This window comes from Proteiniclasticum aestuarii, assembly GCF_017368455.1.
Lineage (GTDB): Bacteria > Bacillota > Clostridia > Clostridiales > Clostridiaceae > Proteiniclasticum > Proteiniclasticum aestuarii.
Genome location: NZ_JAFNJU010000005.1, coordinates 72,154 through 89,072 on the forward strand (window position 1 = coordinate 72,154; position 16,919 = coordinate 89,072).

The 16,919-nt window shown below is 47.1% G+C and carries 20 protein-coding genes; 15 read left to right on the top strand and 5 right to left on the bottom strand.

Annotation, left to right across the window (positions count from 1 at the left end; translation table 11 throughout):
- Positions 1–51 precede the first annotated feature (51 nt).
- Positions 52–660: a flavin reductase family protein gene (locus tag J3A84_RS07615; protein ID WP_207599417.1), complete on the top strand. Its 609-nt coding sequence runs from the start codon at positions 52–54 to the stop codon at positions 658–660.
- 104 nt (positions 661–764) lie between these two features.
- Positions 765–1,751, top strand: coding sequence for a ring-cleaving dioxygenase (locus J3A84_RS07620; protein ID WP_207599418.1), 987 nt, complete (start codon positions 765–767; stop codon positions 1,749–1,751).
- A 51-nt stretch (positions 1,752–1,802) separates the two neighbouring features.
- On the opposite strand, the gene J3A84_RS07625 is transcribed toward J3A84_RS07620, so the two are convergent.
- Complete coding sequence (locus tag J3A84_RS07625; RefSeq protein WP_207599419.1) at positions 1,803–2,123, bottom strand: heavy metal-binding domain-containing protein; 321 nt, start codon at positions 2,121–2,123, stop codon at positions 1,803–1,805.
- Positions 2,124–2,357: 234 nt separating this feature from the next.
- Between J3A84_RS07625 and J3A84_RS07630 the strand changes: the two genes are divergently transcribed.
- A complete protein-coding gene (locus J3A84_RS07630) occupies positions 2,358–3,251 on the top strand; it encodes a tRNA 2-thiocytidine biosynthesis TtcA family protein (protein WP_207599420.1) in 894 nt (297 codons plus the stop codon).
- 73 nt (positions 3,252–3,324) lie between these two features.
- The gene (locus J3A84_RS07635) at positions 3,325–3,714 is read left to right on the top strand and encodes an arsenate-mycothiol transferase ArsC (protein WP_207599421.1); all 390 of its coding nucleotides are present in this window, start codon (positions 3,325–3,327) and stop codon (positions 3,712–3,714) included.
- A 68-nt stretch (positions 3,715–3,782) separates the two neighbouring features.
- On the opposite strand, the gene J3A84_RS07640 is transcribed toward J3A84_RS07635, so the two are convergent.
- Both J3A84_RS07640 and J3A84_RS07645 read right to left on the bottom strand, forming a co-directional pair.
- Positions 3,783–4,358, bottom strand: a complete 576-nt coding sequence (locus J3A84_RS07640; RefSeq protein WP_207599422.1) for a GNAT family N-acetyltransferase — start codon at positions 4,356–4,358, stop codon at positions 3,783–3,785.
- A 134-nt stretch (positions 4,359–4,492) separates the two neighbouring features.
- On the bottom strand, positions 4,493–5,329 hold the full coding sequence (locus tag J3A84_RS07645) for an aldo/keto reductase (protein ID WP_207599423.1): 837 nt from the start codon (positions 5,327–5,329) through the stop codon (positions 4,493–4,495).
- 183 nt (positions 5,330–5,512) lie between these two features.
- On the opposite strand from J3A84_RS07645, the gene mgsA reads away from it, so the two are divergent.
- The 3 genes from mgsA to J3A84_RS07660 all read left to right on the top strand — a co-directional run bounded on the left by mgsA (position 5,513) and on the right by J3A84_RS07660 (position 8,989).
- Positions 5,513–5,911 (top strand): methylglyoxal synthase, encoded by a 399-nt coding sequence (gene mgsA / locus J3A84_RS07650; protein ID WP_207599424.1) that lies wholly within the window; start codon positions 5,513–5,515, stop codon positions 5,909–5,911.
- Between the two features lie 320 nt (positions 5,912–6,231).
- On the top strand, positions 6,232–7,329 hold the full coding sequence (locus J3A84_RS07655) for an NAD/NADP-dependent octopine/nopaline dehydrogenase family protein (protein WP_207599425.1): 1,098 nt from the start codon (positions 6,232–6,234) through the stop codon (positions 7,327–7,329).
- A gap of 4 nt (positions 7,330–7,333) precedes the next feature.
- Positions 7,334–8,989 (top strand): cobalamin-dependent protein, encoded by a 1,656-nt coding sequence (locus J3A84_RS07660; protein WP_207599426.1) that lies wholly within the window; start codon positions 7,334–7,336, stop codon positions 8,987–8,989.
- Between the two features lie 127 nt (positions 8,990–9,116).
- Here the strand turns inward: J3A84_RS07660 and J3A84_RS07665 are convergent, their stop codons facing one another.
- Positions 9,117–9,317 (bottom strand): PspC domain-containing protein, encoded by a 201-nt coding sequence (locus tag J3A84_RS07665; protein ID WP_207599427.1) that lies wholly within the window; start codon positions 9,315–9,317, stop codon positions 9,117–9,119.
- A 214-nt stretch (positions 9,318–9,531) separates the two neighbouring features.
- Between J3A84_RS07665 and J3A84_RS07670 the strand changes: the two genes are divergently transcribed.
- Entirely contained in the window at positions 9,532–11,277 is a 1,746-nt protein-coding gene (locus tag J3A84_RS07670) for a phosphoenolpyruvate carboxykinase (ATP) (protein ID WP_207599428.1), read from the top strand.
- 91 nt (positions 11,278–11,368) lie between these two features.
- Here the strand turns inward: J3A84_RS07670 and J3A84_RS07675 are convergent, their stop codons facing one another.
- The gene (locus J3A84_RS07675) at positions 11,369–11,611 is read right to left on the bottom strand and encodes a hypothetical protein (RefSeq protein ID WP_207599429.1); all 243 of its coding nucleotides are present in this window, start codon (positions 11,609–11,611) and stop codon (positions 11,369–11,371) included.
- Between the two features lie 256 nt (positions 11,612–11,867).
- Between J3A84_RS07675 and J3A84_RS07680 the strand changes: the two genes are divergently transcribed.
- The 7 genes from J3A84_RS07680 to J3A84_RS07710 all read left to right on the top strand — a co-directional run bounded on the left by J3A84_RS07680 (position 11,868) and on the right by J3A84_RS07710 (position 16,916).
- On the top strand, positions 11,868–12,770 hold the full coding sequence (locus J3A84_RS07680) for an aldo/keto reductase (protein ID WP_207599430.1): 903 nt from the start codon (positions 11,868–11,870) through the stop codon (positions 12,768–12,770).
- A 27-nt stretch (positions 12,771–12,797) separates the two neighbouring features.
- Positions 12,798–13,610, top strand: coding sequence for a DUF308 domain-containing protein (locus J3A84_RS07685; protein WP_207599431.1), 813 nt, complete (start codon positions 12,798–12,800; stop codon positions 13,608–13,610).
- A gap of 187 nt (positions 13,611–13,797) precedes the next feature.
- The gene (locus J3A84_RS07690; protein ID WP_207599432.1) at positions 13,798–14,148 is read left to right on the top strand and encodes an ArsR/SmtB family transcription factor; all 351 of its coding nucleotides are present in this window, start codon (positions 13,798–13,800) and stop codon (positions 14,146–14,148) included.
- A 12-nt stretch (positions 14,149–14,160) separates the two neighbouring features.
- Complete coding sequence (gene arsD / locus J3A84_RS07695; RefSeq protein WP_207599433.1) at positions 14,161–14,478, top strand: arsenite efflux transporter metallochaperone ArsD; 318 nt, start codon at positions 14,161–14,163, stop codon at positions 14,476–14,478.
- A gap of 17 nt (positions 14,479–14,495) precedes the next feature.
- A complete protein-coding gene (locus J3A84_RS07700; protein WP_207599434.1) occupies positions 14,496–14,825 on the top strand; it encodes a hypothetical protein in 330 nt (109 codons plus the stop codon).
- 39 nt (positions 14,826–14,864) lie between these two features.
- Positions 14,865–16,610 (top strand): arsenical pump-driving ATPase, encoded by a 1,746-nt coding sequence (gene arsA, locus J3A84_RS07705; RefSeq protein WP_207599435.1) that lies wholly within the window; start codon positions 14,865–14,867, stop codon positions 16,608–16,610.
- Between the two features lie 111 nt (positions 16,611–16,721).
- Positions 16,722–16,916, top strand: coding sequence for a hypothetical protein (locus J3A84_RS07710; protein ID WP_207599436.1), 195 nt, complete (start codon positions 16,722–16,724; stop codon positions 16,914–16,916).
- Positions 16,917–16,919: the final 3 nt, after the last annotated feature.

Consider the following 16,919-nt stretch of genomic DNA (forward strand, 5'->3'; position numbering starts at 1 on the left):
AATCAGGAATATCCTAATTCGTAGGAAGTGTGAAGAGAAAGGAAGAGCCATATGATATCCATCGATCCCGGTAAAAACAGCGAAAGAGAAAACTATAAGCTCCTCATCGGAACGATCATTCCAAGACCCATCGCCTTTGTGACAACCCTTGGTGAAGGGGGAGTGGTCAACGCAGCCCCTTTCAGCTACTTCAATGTGGTCTCCTCCAGTCCCCCTCTGATTTCCCTTTCCATACAGAGAAGGAAGGGAGAGCTGAAGGATACCGCAAGGAATATTCTTAGGGAGAAGGAATTTGTCGTCCATGGGGTGGACGAGGAGAATGTGGATGAAGTCAATGAGACCGCAGCCTCGCTGCCATCCTGGGAGAGTGAACTGAAACTGACGAAGCTTACACTTCTTGAAAGCGACCTGGTGAAAGTGCCAGGCATCCAGGAATCCAAGGTGCGCATGGAGTGCAGACTGGTCCAGCACATGCCCCTCGGAGACGGGGATGAAATCGGTGCAGATCTTTTCATCGGACGAATTGTGAGATTTCATATCGATGAGAAGGTCTATGAAAAAGGAAGAATCGATCCCCATGCCCTTTCGCCCATGAGCAGGCTTGCAGGAATCAGCTATGCGAGGATCGGAGAAATCATCTCCATGGAGAGACCCGAATGAAACCGCAAAAGATCACAGCAAATGCAAGAAAGATCGATATAAAAGAATTAAACAATAATAGAAGTCATGGAGCGGAAAGCTTCATGAACAGGAGGAAAACAGCAATGAATGAATTAAAAGGAATACACCATGTAACCGCCATCACAAGCAGCGCAGAAAAGAACTATGAGTTCTTCACCTATGTACTGGGATTAAGACTGGTGAAGAAGACGGTGAACCAGGACGACATCCAGACCTATCATCTGTTTTTTGCGGATGATGTGGGCGGACCCGGAACGGACATGACCTTCTTCGATTTTCCTGGGATAGCAAAGGGTACCCATGGAACAGACGAAATCACGAAGACATCCTTCCGTGTACCGAGCGATGAAGCCCTCACCTACTGGGTGAAGAGATTCGACAGACTGAAGGTGAAGCATGAAGGCATCAGTGAGCTGTTCGGAAAAAAAGTCCTTTCCTTTGTGGACTTTGATGACCAGAGATATCAGATGATCTCCGACGAAAAGAATAAGGGTGTTCCTTCCGGAATTCCATGGCAGAAGGGCCCTATTCCTCTGGAATATGCCATCACGGGTCTTGGTCCCATCAAGCTCACCGTACCGGACTATAAAGGGCTCAAGGAGATCCTGGAGAAGGTCTATCTCATGAAAGAGACCGCATCGGAAGGAGACGTTCATCTTTTTGAAATGGGAGATGGCGGCAACGGTGGAAGCGTCATCCTGGAAGAGAACAAGGATCTGCCTGCAGGAAGGCAGGGCTACGGCACAGTGCACCATGTGGCTTTCCGAGTGGAAGACAAGAAGGAGCTGGATGCGTGGATTGACAGGTATGCATCCTTCGGACTCAGGAACTCCGGCTTTGTGGAAAGATACTATTTCAAATCCCTTTACGCCAAGGTGTCCCGCGGCATACTCTTCGAGCTGGCGACGGACGGCCCCGGATTCATGGGAGATGAACCTTATGAAACCCTGGGCGAGAAGCTTTCGCTTCCACCCTACTTCGAGGACCAGAGAGAGGAAATCGAAAAGCTGGTGCGACCCATTGATACGGTCAGAAGCACCAGGGTCTTTGAAAAAGAATACGAAGACTAGAATAAAGGAGAGGAACCCGCAGATGGATTCCTCTCCTTTACAATGTCTTTCCTATTCCACGACCACAGCGGTTCCCGCTGCGGTGACCATGAGCATGCCGTTATTCTGTCCCAGTGTCTCATAGTCGATTTTCACACCGATGACGGCGTTGGCGCCTAAGCTGTAGGCTCTTTCTTCCAGTTCTCTCAAAGCGTTGATTCTTGCTTCAATCATTTCACTTTCATAGGTCTTGCTTCTGCCACCGAAGAAATCGGAGATGCCTGCGGTGAAGTCCTTGATGAAGTTGATTCCTGTGATGACTTCTCCGAAAACAATCCCTTTATAGGCAATGACTCTTTTACCTTCCACTGCATTGGTTGTTGTAATGACCATAATCAAATCCCTCCTACTTTACTATCTGCTTTCATTATAAGACAACTTGTTTTCTTTTTATCATTTTTAATTGAAATTTAACCCGGAATTCGCAAATGATTTTCGCGACTCCTCATGAGTTTCAATGTTTTTTGCGCGGAAGGTGTATCCCATAACTTTTTTATGATATAATCTATCATTGTAAATCAAATCATTGAAAACAGTTATCAGTAAAATAAAGAGGTGTACAGATAGATGAGTATTGCAGGAGAAGGGTGTGAAATCCTCGTTCCGTTCAGTGAACGAAAAACACTACAGGAAATCGAAAGAAGCCTGACCACCACCTATAAGAAGAATGTGTGGGGAAAATTCATAAAAGCCATCAACGATTATCAGCTCATTCAGGAAGGGGACAAGATTGCCGTGGCCATCTCCGGAGGAAAGGACAGCCTGATTCTGGCGAAGCTTTTCCAGGAGCTGAAAAAACATAAGAAAGTGGATTTCGAAGTGGAGTTCATTGCCATGGACCCCGGGTATCACAAGGAGATCCGAAAACTTCTGGAAGAGAACTGCGCATATCTGGATATCCCGGTGAAGATCTATGAGTCAGGCATCTTCAATGTCATCGACAAGATCGCCAAGGATTACCCCTGCTATATGTGTGCGAGAATGAGAAGAGGGTCCCTCTACGAATTCGCCCAGAACCTGGGCTGCAACAAACTTGCTCTGGGGCATCACTTCAACGATGTCATTGAAACGGTCATGCTGAATGTCATCTACGGAGGGACCTTCAAGTCCATGCTGCCCAAGCTCAAGGCTCAGAACTTCGAGAATATGGAAATCATCAGACCCCTCTACCTGGTGGAAGAGGACAACATCAAGAACTGGATCCAGAATTCCGGCATCTGGCCCATGAACTGTGCCTGCATGGTGGCCGCCAAGAAGATCGGAAACAAGCGTTATGAGGTCCGTGAAATGATTAAAAATCTCAAAGCACAGAACAAGGATGTGGACAAATGCATCTTCCGTTCCCAGGAGAACATCCAGATGGACTCCGTGGTGGGCTGGAGAGACAAGAACGGGGAGAAGCATACCTATCTGGAGTTCTATGATGATGAGGACATGATATTTGACACAGATGAGCTGTAGTCTATGGAGATGACGCCTCATCTGTGGTAAAATCAAGTCAAAATGAAAATCAGATTCTGAAGGAGAGAGCGATATGAAAATGGCTTATGTATGTAATGGAAGCAGCACCAGAGCCCAGCTTGCAGCATCCATTGCAGGAGAATATTTCAAGGATGCGGAGATTGTGGCCGTAGGAAGCATTGAAGGTGAAGAGGCGGATGAAACCGCCATGAAGATTCTGGAAGAGGATGGAATCAGTACAGAAGGACTGAAACTGACCAATCTTTTTGAAATGGACTTCGACATGAACTACGCCATCGTGGTGGGATGCGATGAAGGAGGATGTCCTCTGGTATTTGCAGACAAAGTCATCGAGTGGGACTTCATCGAAAACCCCAAAGGCCAGGACGAAGCAGCCTACAGAAAAGCGAAAGATCAGCTGAAGGAAGAAATCAAGAAATTCTATATGGAAAACTTCGCATAAGATAAAGAAGGTGCAGCTCTTTTTTAAGAGTTACACCTTCTTTTTGATTGCTGATGTTCAATCCTTACTTACGAAGAAAGATCATCCAAGGCTTCTTTCTGGTCGAAGCCTTTTTCATACTCCTCTTTCAGGAGGCCATAATAGACCAGGTCATGAAACTCACCCAGTCTTGCCACATGCTGCCTGAGCGTTCCTTCATAGGATAGTCCCGCTTTCTCCATGACCCTCCAGGAACCTGGATTGCTGGTGAAGGCGGCGGCATAGATCCTGTGGAGTTGAAGCTCCTGAAAGCCATAGGCCAGGAGCGCCTTTACCGCTTCCGTACCATAGCCCTTTCCCCAGTAGTCCTTGCCGATCCAGTAAGCCAGTTCTCCTCTCCGGTGCGGTGCAGACAGATTCAGATTGATGAGACCGATGAAGAGCTGGGATTCCTTTTCCACCATGGCGAAGGCCGCAATACTTTTCATCTCTTCCGATTGATGGCATTTCTCGATGAATTCACTGGCGGAACCTTCCGGATAGGGATGCGGGATGTTCAGGGTTGTTTTTGCCACATCATAGTCTCCGGCCAGTTTCTCGATTCTCTTTGCATCGGAGGCAAGGAGCTTCCTTAATAGTAGTCTTTTAGTTTCGATTTGATCCATAGACTTCTCCTCGTAATGTTTTTTCGCTTCTACTCGTGAAGACAGCCCTGCTGCTGCCCTTCATCCTATTAGTATTCACTGGGATGAGGGGCTCTAAGGCAGGGCTGTAATTTCATGACTGATTTTCTGGATTTCTAGTCGAACCCGTTCATCATGGTGTCAGGGTCGGCGCTTAATCTCTTGTTCTGATTGTGCGCATTGATTTTTCCCATGTCTTCCTCAGAAAGCTCGAAATCGAAGATGTCGATGTTCTCTCTGATTCTCGATGGTGTAACGGACTTCGGAATGGCCAGCACATCATTCTGGAAATGCCATCTCAGAATGATCTGAGCGGGAGATTTTTCATGCTTTCTGCCCAGTTCCACAAAGACCGGTGCATCCAGGTCTTCTTTTCCCTGCATCAGTGGTCCCCAGGCTTCCACCTGAATACCCTTTTCCTTGCAGTAGTCTCGGATCTCCTTCTGGTTCATCAAAGGATGCAGCTCGATCTGGTTCATCACAGGAACCACTTCGGTTTCAGCCAGGAGCTTCTCCAGATGATGGATGTGGAAGTTGCATACACCGATGGCTCTTACGCGTTTGTCCTTGTAGAGCTTCTCCAGTGCTTTGTAGGATTCCACATACTTGTCCTTGCCGGGCCAGTGCACAAGGTACAGATCCACGTAATCCGTATCCAGTTTTTTAAGGCTGGTCTCAAATGCCGTAAAGGCATTGTTATACCCCTGGTCTGTATTCCAGAGCTTGGTGGTCAGAAAGATTTCCTCTCTTGGAATACCACTGTCTTTGATGGCCCTTCCTACGCCTTCCTCATTTCCGTAGATGGCTGCGGTATCGATGAGTCTGTATCCTGCCTTCAGTGCTTCCAGCACAGCCAGGTACACCTCGTCCCCTTCTTTGACTTTGAATACACCAAAGCCGACGCTTGGGATTTCCAGTCCATTGTTTAGTTTCCATATTGGCACATTTGACATATTGGATCCTCCTTGATTCGTTAAAATACTCATATATTCATTATAAACCAAATCTCTCCCAGTTCGTGAAGGAAGTGTTAAATCTCTATGGACTTTGAGTCAATGGCCCTGTAGAACGCCCTGCCTGGCGTCTTTCATGATATAATCGGAGTGAAGAAATGAAAGCAAAACGGAGGGAATGAAATGAACGGAGCAATGATTGCCCATGACAATATGAAGGATGATCTGGTGCTTTTTGCCAGAAAACACAAGAAGATTCTTGAAAAATTCAATCTCTATGCAACAGGAACCACAGGGAAGAGGCTCATTGAGGATGCAGGACTTGATATTCACAGACTCCAGTCCGGCCCCATCGGAGGCGATCAGCAGATCGGTGCACTCATTGCAGAAGGAAAGATCATGTTCGTGATCTTCTTCAGAGACCCCCTCACCGCACAGCCCCATGAACCGGATGTGCAGGCGCTGCTGCGGCTCTGCGACGTTCATAAGATCCCCATCGCCACCAATATCACAAGTGCAGAAATCATCATCCACTATCTGAACAGACTCATGGGCGATGAGGACTACAAGGCGGTTTACTAGAATATCAGATTTTATGTTTTACAGAAATGAAAGAGCCTATCCTGCAATTTGTAGAAGAGGCAGCAAAAGCGTTCTTATCTTCCAATGCCGGAAGAAAAGGGCGCTTTTCAATCGTTCTCCTGTAAATAATCTGAGCAAATCTATAATATTCTGTAAACTGATGAAATATTAAGGAAGTAGTAAGCTTAAATCAAGTATAATAATACTACACCGATTACATTGGGAAATCACTAAAATATAGAAGAGAAAAAAGTATTTCATCCAGTAATGGAAAGAGACATACAGACTACTGCATCAGAAGGAAAAGGAGGTATGAATGAATGAGAGTAGCAATCATCGGAGCAGGAAATTCCGGGCTTGCCATGGCGGCCCATATGAGCTTTACGGAGAACAAGGTATACCTATGGAATAGAAGTGAAGACAACATCTCGGATCTCATGAGAACCAGGAGAGTGGAAACCACAGGCGTGCTTGTGGGCGAATTCGAGCTGGAAATGGTGACCACGGATGTAGAAGAGGTGCTGTCCTGCGCGAAGGTTGTTCTGGTGACAACGCCTGCCACATCCCATCAGGGACTGGCAAGAATCATGGCGCCCTATCTTACGGATGAGCATATCGTGATCCTCAATCCAGGCAGAACCTTCGGGGCGGTGGATTTCAAAGATGAGCTTTTTAAGTCGGGCAATTTCAGCAATGTCCAGATTCTGGAAACCCAGACCATCATCTACACCTGCAGAAAACTCTCCCAGACCAGCGTCAACATCATCGCGCTGAAAAGGGACATTCTCATTTCCAGTTTCAGCGGAGTGGACCTGGATGAGCTTCTGAGAAGGATTCCGGATGAACTGAATAAGTTCTATAAAAAGGCGGACAGCATGGTGGAAACCTCCATCGGGAATGTGGGCATGATTCTTCACTGCGCACCGATGCTTCTGAACACTGGATGGGTGGAATCCGATCAGAGCTTCAAGTACTACAGGGAAGGCATCAGCAGAACCATCGCCTCCTTCATCGAAAAAATCGACGAAGAGAGGCAGGAGGTGGCAAAGCTTCTGAATCACCCTGTCATATCGGCCAAGGAGTGGATGCGCCATTCCTACAACATCGATTGCGAAACGCTCTATGACTGCATCCAGAACAATCCATCCTATGAAGAGATCTCTGCGCCTCAAAGCCTTTCCTACCGATACATCTATGAGGACATTCCCTACGGACTGGTTCCTCTGGAAAGCATGGGCAAAGATCTGGGACTCCCCATGACCCATACGGAAATGGTCATCAACCTGGCCAATGCGCTTCTTCAGAAGGACTTCCGGGAAATCGGAAGAACGGCAGGGAAACTTCATTTTGATTACAAGCAGCTGATGAAGGGTGTGACCATAGACGAACTGGAAGCGGAAAACACAAAAAGGAGCTGATTTTTTGAATAAAAAGATGATTGTGGCATCCATAGGAAACTGTGTGCATGCTGCGGGAATATACAATTTCAGTGTACTGGCGAGAAAAGAAGGCTACGACGTGGAGTATATGGGCTCGGCGGTTCCCCTGAAGGAACTGGTGGGGGGCATCATTGAGTATGAGCCCCATGTGGTGGCCTTAAGCTACAGACTTTCGGAAGAAGGGGCCTATTATCTACTGAAGGAGCTGGAGGGCATCATCAAGGAGCAGGGATTTTCTGACATCGTGTTCATCTTCGGTGGAACAGTGGAAACCGCCAAAGCGGCAAGAAAATTAGACTATATCAGCAAGGTTTTTGATGGCAGCGAGGAACAGGCGGAAAGCATCATCTACCTGAGAAACATCGAAAAAGGCGTGGTGGAGGACGGAATGCCTCCTCAGAGCCTGAGAGAGAGAATAGAATGGAAAAAGCCATTTCCCATCATCCGTCATCACATCGGGCTGGAAACCATCGAGGCCACCTATGAAGACATCAAGGTGCTGGCCGAGAGCAGGCTGCTGGATGTGATCTCCCTGGCGCCGGACCAGAACTGTCAGGAATTCTACTTCCATCAGGAAGAGATGCCCAAGGGGGAAGATGGTGCAGGGGGCGTGCCCATACGAAACGAAGAGCATCTGAGGATGATGTATGAAGCCACCAGGCGCGGAAACTACCCCATGATGAGATGCTATTCCGGCACCAGAGACATCTATCCCTTCTCGAAGATTCTGAAAGAGACCGTGCACAATGCCTGGGCTGCCATTCCACTGACCTGGTACAGCCAGCTGGACAGAAGAAGCGACAGAGAGCTTCTCACCGCCATCAGGGAAAACATGGAAGCCATCGCCTACAATGCGGAAATGGGCGTGCCTGTGGAGATGAATGAGTCTCACCAGTGGGCACTCCGGTACTGCTCGGATGTCATTGAAGTGGCCATCAGCTACATCACGGCCAAGGTGGCGAAACACCTGGGCGTGAAGGATATGGTCATGCAGTACATGCTGGCCAATCCGCCTTCCATTTCCCCCATGATGGACCTGGCGAAAATGCAGGCGAAGATCGATCTCATGGGCGAGCTGGAGGATGATACCTTCCACATCATCCGCATGGTGCGAACAGGACTGCTGGCTTATCCTGCAGACATGGACAAGGCCAAGGGGCTCATCGCATCCACCATGTTCTACGGATCCTTCCTGAAACCGGATATCGTTCATGTGGTGTCCTATTCGGAAGCGGTGAAGAGAGCCACCAGCAAGGAGATCCTGGAGAGCATCCGTATTGTGAACAAGTCCATGGAAATCGCCGAGCGTGGTCTTCTGGAGAACCTTCATGAGGATCCGACGTTCAAGGAAAGACTGGAATATCTGAAATCCGAAGTGAGATACCTGCTCCGTGAGATCAGTAAGATCAAAGACGTGGAGGATCCTCTGGTGGACCCTGAAGTCATCCACCTGGCCATCAAGGAAGGGCTCCTGGATGCGCCTGGCCTGAAAGGGTTCAGTGTGGCCCAGGGGAATTTCAGAACGGAAATCCATGAAGGATATCATGTGACCATGGACGAGGATGGAACCATCCTGGATGAGGAAACCCGTATCGAAAGAGTGCGGGAAATCAACAGGAAGAAGCAGGGTGCCCTGTAGAATGTACTCAGCCATCAGGTGAAAAAGTGAAATAGAGCAAAAAAGATCCTTCCACCTGATCTGCAGGATGGAAGGATCTTCTTGTAAAGGACGGAAATCGGCTTCAGAGATAAGACAGCCCATGGAATCAGTAGCTGCCTTCTTCATTCGGCATGATGACTGCGCAGATGAGATAGATGATGATGGAAGGTCCGGGCAGCAGGGAGAAGATGATGAATCCGATTCGAAGGAGATTGGCATCAATGCCAAAATACTCCGCGAATCCTCCAAGGACCCCGAAGAGCCACTTGTTGGTGGATGACTTGGTTAGCTTTTTATTCTGATTCAATGTCTGCACCTCTTTTTCTTACTATTTGTGTCCATTGTAAGGGTGCTAAATTAAAAAATGATGAAAAGGCAATGAAAGGAAGATGAAAAATAACTGTTAATTATGAGATTCTGTCAGAAAAAAACACATATCTTTATCGAAATTGCTGTATACTATATAACATAGACTTAATTACCACATTAGGTTCAGAATAATTACAATTGAGAGGTGTCCCATGAAAAAAGAATTTTCCCTGAGTAAGGGTAAAGCCATGATCAATTTTTCGGCCAAGTACTGCGATACCATTGAAAAGATTCTGGAATCAGATTCTTTCCGCAGAGTGACCGTGACCTATCTTGAATCCATTGCGAAGAGAAATACCCAGAACTACAAGAGACTGGTCTCCATCTATGAGGGAGACACCATCAGTGAACTCACGGACAAGATGGTGGAAGTGCTGAAGCTTCTGACCTTATTCCACAGAGAAGAAGTGATCAAGATCCGATGTGACTATGAGCCGCTTCTCTCCGACCCGGACTGGTTCTCGGCGCTGCTGGAGGATTTCTATGCCTTCTGGAGAAGACTGGAAAGATACTCCGTCATTCAGAACAGAAGGAATACCGATGGACTGGCGCAGACCAGCTTCATCGATGCCAATCATAAGTTCACGAACCTCATTCTGGAGCTGTATCGAAAGATCGGAAGAAATGTGCTGGGTTATGAACCCAATGTCTTCAGACAGGTTCCAGCGGGCGTCAATGCCGGTGTGATCCTGCAGGAGACCCTATGGCCCATCCCCAAGGGATACGAGATCCTGAGCGATATTCCGTTCATCAGTGCCATCGTCATGGATTCCCCTTTCATTTCCTATCCGAAGAAGAACAAGAGAGACGGCATCTTCCAGGAGACTTTTGTGAATCCTATGGATGAAGCCTACCTGAACAGAGACCACTTCTTCTGCTATCCAGCGAAGATCGGTAAGCTCACCGCATTTCTTTATTTCCACAGAGACCTGATGGCTCATGGAATCAGCCTGTCCAATCTCTTCGAGATGGCCAGAGAAGAAGAATACGTGGGCAGAAAACCTGATATCGTCTATGTGTTCGGTGGAAGAAACTCCAATGAAGAGCTGGGCAATGTGTTCTACGATGATACGAAAAACGACATCATGCTTGGTTTTGTGCCATACAGCGACGAAATCGACTACTTCGGATACATGAAGAAGATGAGTCTTACCCTTCATAATCTCATCATGATCAAGAGAGGACATCTTCCAATCCATGGAGCCATGGTGAACATCAACATGAAGAACGGCAAGTCCGCCAATGTGGTCATCATGGGAGACTCCGGTGCAGGAAAGTCCGAATCTCTCGAAGCGCTGAGAAGTCTTTCCGAAGACCATATCAGTGATATGACCATCATCTTTGATGACATGGGCTTCTTCACTCTGGAGAACGGAAAAGTCATGGGATACGGAACCGAAATCGGTGCCTTCGTCAGACTGGATGATCTGGATCAGGGCTATGCCTTCAAGGAGATCGACCGATCCATCTTCATGAATCCGGATAAGACCAATGCAAGACTGGTCATGCCTGTAGCCACCTACAAGGAAGTCGTCAAGGGCTATCCTGTGGACCTGTTCCTTTATGCCAACAACTACAAGGTGCTGGCAGAAGGAGAACCAGGCGTAAGATACTTCAAGGATCAGAACGAAGCCAAGGAGATCTTCCGTTCCGGCAAGAGAATGGCCAAGGGAACCACAACGGAAAATGGTCTCGTGGAGTCCTACTTCGCCAATCCGTTCGGACCGCTGCAGAAAAGCGAGGACACCGACAAACTTCTGGACATCTTCTTTACTGCACTGTTCAAGAACAAGATCAAGGTGGGCGAAATCTACACCCAGCTTGGAGTTCCAGACAAGGAGAAGAGTGGTCCAAGAGATGCGGCCATGGAGCTCTTCAAGGAAATCACCAGTCTGTAGCAGAGCAAGAATCAAGAATAATGAATAATGAATAATGAAATGAGGTATCTCCAGTTCGTTCTGGAAATACCTCATTTTTATGATGTTTCTGCTAGATCTTTTTTGAGAACTCATCCGGATTTCTTTTCTCGACTTCTTCCTGGTCCACACAGGGATGATCCTTGATGTCCTTCACTTCTTCGTCCGTCGGGTCCACATACTCGGTCTCGAATTCATTGATTTTAAGATTCTTTTCCTTCAGCTCCAGCTCATCATACTTGTTCATGTTCTCTGCTTCGAAATGAGATTCGGCTTCATCGATCTTCTCCTGCCTGAATTTCTCTTTTTCATTCATTTTCATCATCTCCTAATAAGTAATCCTTTACATTTCTATCATACAACAGAGATGGATTCCTTGCCTATGGGTTTTTCGGAAGATTAACGGATTATTGTCAATTTATCTGATTCCTTTTTTATAGGCTCCAGGATGGATTCCATGGAAAGGGAATGGAAACAGCAGACGGATCCATGGTAAAAATTGATAAGTGCACTGAAAAAAGGATATAATGTACATAACAGTAATTCAGAGGATAAGAAAAAGGAGGAAGGAAATGGAAAAAGTAAGATTATCCGATACCCTGATCATGGATCGGATCATACATGGCCACTGGAGACTCATGGACTGGAAAATGACCAGAGAGGAACTGCTTCATTTCACGGAAGAAGTCATGGATCTGGGCATCACCACAGTGGACACGGCAGACATATACGGCGGGTTTTCCTGTGAGGAAGCCTTCGGAGATGCGCTGAAGCTGAAGAAGGGACTCCGGGAGAAACTGACCATCGTGACCAAATGCGGCATTGTGTTTCCCTGTGAAAACAGACCGCAGTATGAGACCCATCACTATGACAATTCCAGAAAGCATATCATCCAGTCAGCAGAAAGGTCACTGAAGAATTTCGGAACAGATTATCTGGACCTTCTTCTGATTCACAGACCGTCCCCTTTCATGGATCCTGCTGAAGTCAGTGAAGCATTCAGACAGCTCTATGATTCCGGAAAAGTGAGAAACTTCGGTGTATCCAATTACGAGAGCACCAAATTCGAGATGCTGAGCTCTTATACTGAATATCCCCTGGTGACCAATCAGGTGGAGATTTCACCACTGCATCTGGATGTGTTTCAGGACGGCACCATGGACCATCTCATGACAAGAGGACTCTATCCCATGGCATGGTCTCCTATGGCAGGAGGAGAACTCTTCACAGGAGATTCCCAGCGGGTGAAGAATGTGAGAAGCACACTGCTTTCCATAGGAGAGAAGTATGGTGAGACAAGGCTTGATACCCTGGCCTTTGCGTTTCTCACCAGTCATCCGGGTAAGATTCTGCCCATCGTGGGATCAGGAAAGATCGATCGCATAAAGAATGCCATGGACGCACTGAAAATCCAGTTCACACAGGAAGAGTGGCTGTCTGTATATAAGGCATCCATCGGGAAGAATCTGCCATAATGAACAAAAATAGTCGGGGGGTGCATCATGAAAAACACCAATGATCCAAATCATGAAAAAGAGAAAGTGACACTGGGAGAGGAAACCTTTGAATCCTTGCCAGAAGTCCAGGAAGAAAAGCCAGTGAAACACGAGGAGAATGAAATCATCGAAGTGGATGAGGTTCTTGTTGCGGACGAGGGCAAAGAGAAAAAAATCAAAAAACCTGGAAGAATGAAGTTCTTCGGGATTCTGGCAGCCATCGTGGCGGTCATCACCATATTCGCGGAAGCCATCAGAGAAATGATCTTCAGAGCGGAGGACTCACTGCTGTTTTTGCCCAAAGGCGGTCTATTCATACCGCCGGTGGGGGTCATTCTCATTTCCATCGGAGTGATTCTGACCATCATCGCATTCATTTCGCTTTTCAATCGACAGGGCAAACTGTCCAAACAGCAGAAATGGATTTCGGTTCTGATCGGAATTGTACTGGTGGTCATAGGAATCAGCACCTTCTTCCGATTCGTGGATTTCCGTGGGAACACCATCGTGGACCGGACCATGCTGACGAACACTTCCTACACCTATCTGGAAGTGGTGGAGGTCAATGCCTATGTGGAGGCGGAAGGGGAAGGGAACAGCCTGTTCTACAACTTCAATCTCCAGAAGAGCGGGTCAGGAAAGACCCGAAGCTATGATGTGAAGATCACGGACAGGAATATGGATGACGTGAAGAGCATTGATTCCAGAATCAGCAACTCCGTCAGAAACAACATCAACAGCAGCGCAGTGGATGAAATGGTGAAACTTGGCATGTACACCAGAGATGAGGCGCTGAAGCTGTTCAATTTCGAAGAATAATCAATTCAAGTGTGAAAAGCCCTGCATTCAGCAATGTGATATGCAGGGCTTTTTCAGCGTTTTTCCAACAAATGCAGTGCAGTTTCCATCTCCACTTTGAAACAGGCATATTGACAATCATCGATATGATGTGTAGCATTAGGGGTGGATATCGATAAGTATCGATTTGATGAAGGGGAGTAAATTCATGAAAATGTCATTCAGTGAATATGTACCAGTATTCAAAGCCATCTCCGATGAGACAAGGCTCAGAATCATAGACTTATTATCAAGCCAGAAGCTCTGCGCATGCGATCTTCTGGAACAGTTCAGCATATCCCAGTCCACACTGAGCTACCATATGAAGATCCTGTCCGACAGCGGACTGGTAAGAGGCGAAAAGGAAGGTTCCTGGGTAAGATATGCCCTGAATCAGGAGCGCATGAATGAGGTCATGGACTTTCTCGCAGAAATCACAAGAGAGAAGGAATATGACATACAAAGTGTGTGTGAACCAGGCAACATAAGAATGGAAAGCACTCAGGAAAAAAGAAGCTAAGGAGGAAAAGACATGAAGAAAATGGCAATCTACGAACCGGCAATGTGCTGCTCCACAGGAGTATGCGGAGTTGGAGTGGATGAGGATCTTTTGAGAATCTCCACCGTTTTATCCACGCTGAAAAAGAATGATGTGGTGGTGGAGAGATACAATCTGTCCAGTTCACCTCAGGCATTCATCACGAATCCTGTTGTCAATGGACACATCAGGGAAAAAGGACTGGATGTATTTCCCATCACCTTGGTGGATGATGAGATTGTACTCTCAGGAAGATATCCATCCAATGAAGAATTCATAACACTTTTAGACTTATCAGAAAATATCATATAGAGAAAAGGGGAGAAATAATGAGCAGCAAAACAAAGATCGAAGTATTTGGTGTAAGAAATCAGGCGGCAGGTGGCGGATGCAGCTGCAGCGGTGGCTGTGGACCCACAGTAACCATGGGCGAGATGTATGAGGAATTTGAAAGCTTCATGAAGAATTCCGACTTGAAGGATCAGGTGGAAGTGCGCTTCATCGATGTGTTCTATGATGATCTCGATGAGTATAAATACATCATCGATGCCATGAACAAAGGATTCGGACTGCCACTGACATCAGTGAACGGGGAGCTGAGATTCTTCGGTGGGATTTCAGGGACCATGGTGATGGAGCTTCTTCAGCAGCCTGCATAATAGAGCCATACTGAAGTAGTCTGACGAAAGGAATATGACATGAAAATTTTCAATCCCAAGAACATGGAACTGACAAAATATCTTTTCTTCACCGGTAAAGGTGGAGTAGGAAAGACATCCAGTGCCTGTGCCACAGCAGTGACATTGGCGGATGGGGGATCCAAGGTGCTTCTCATCAGTACAGACCCGGCATCCAATCTTCAGGATGTGTTCAGCACCACGCTGAACAACAAAGGAGTGGAGATTGAGGGCGTGCCGAATCTTACCGTTGCCAATCTGGATCCCATCGAAGCAGCCAATGAGTATAAGGAAAGCGTCATCGCTCCATATAGAGGCCTCATGCCGGAAGATGTGCTTCAGAACATGGAGGAGCAGCTTTCAGGCTCCTGCACGGTGGAAATTGCGGCGTTCAATGAGTTTTCAAAGTTCATCACGGATACGCATATCAATGAGTCCTATGATCATATCGTCTTTGATACAGCACCAACGGGGCATACCTTACGAATGCTTCAGCTTCCCTCTGCCTGGGACAGCTTCATCAGTGAGAGCACCCATGGAGCATCCTGTCTTGGACAGCTTTCTGGACTGGAAGACCAGAAGGAAGTATACAAGAAGGCAGTGGCCACCCTTGCCAGCAAGGAGCTGACTACCCTCATTCTGGTCACAAGACCTGAAAGAACACCACTGAAGGAAGCGGCAAGAGCATCCAGAGAGCTGGCGGATATCGGGGTTCTGAACCAGGCACTCATCGTCAATGGTCTCATGGAAAGCCATGATGATATGATTTCAGAAAGCCTCTTCCACAAACAGGAGAAGGCCATGAAAGAAATGCCGGAAATCCTGAAGAACATCAGCGCCTATCGTATCCCGCTCAGAGCCTACAACATAACGGGTATGGATAATGTGAGGGCCCTTCTGACTTCTGATAAGGTGACATTGAGCACGGAAACAGTGAGAAACGAATCCATCGATGGACTGAAGGAGGTCATAGAAGATCTCTATGTCAGTGACAAGAAAGTGATTTTCACCATGGGCAAAGGCGGTGTCGGAAAAACCACCATCGCAGCAGCCATTGCCATGGGACTCGCAGCGAAGGGAAAGAAGGTTCATCTGACCACCACAGACCCTGCAGCGCATCTGGAATACATCGTTCGCGCCCATGAGGGCATCACCATGAGCAGAATCGACGAAGAGAAGGAACTGGCGAAGTATCGCGAGGAAATCATCGGTAATGCGAAGAGGAACAATCTGTCTGAAGAAGACATCGACTATATCGAGGAGGATCTGAGATCTCCCTGTACTCAGGAGATTGCTGTATTCAGAGCCTTTGCTGAAATTGTGGACAAAGCGGATAACGAAGTGGTGGTCATTGATACAGCCCCAACAGGACATACTCTGCTGCTCCTTGACTCCACACAGAGCTACAACAGTGAAATCAAGAGATCCTCTGGAAATATTCCAGAATCAGCCAGAAAGCTTCTTCCAAGACTGAGAAACAAGAAGGAAACGGAAGTGCTTATCATCACTCTTCCAGAAGCAACACCTGTATATGAAGCCATGAGACTGGAAGATGACCTGATCAGAGCAGACATCGCCACCAAATGGTGGGTGATCAATTCTTCCATGTATCGAGCAGGAACAACAAACAAGATGCTGGCCGCCAAGGCAAGCAATGAAATCGAGTGGATCAACAAGATTGATGAACGTTCAAATGGTATCTTTGCCCTGATGGCATGGAGTCCGGATGAAATCGAAGGCGACAAGCTCAAGGATTTCATTTCATAAACACATGAAATGAATGCCCCTTCTGAAAGTCAGGGTTTCCTCTGATTCTAAGAAGGGGCGTAGTTTATGTTAAAACGATAGGGTACGGACGACTTATAAAGAGAAGACTCTATGCGGGGGATGGAGCCCATCCTCTCCAGAGCTTCAAAGGAGAGGATCAGTGAAAGAGACTGGAATGTTTCGGTGTCGGAAGTGCCAGGGGAACGGGTGCTTTGCATGAAAGATGATGCAGCTGGAAAGCAGGAATGGAAGCGGTGGAAACGTGAAAAAAGATGCCTGCAGATCATAAGATCCGCAGGCATCTGAAAG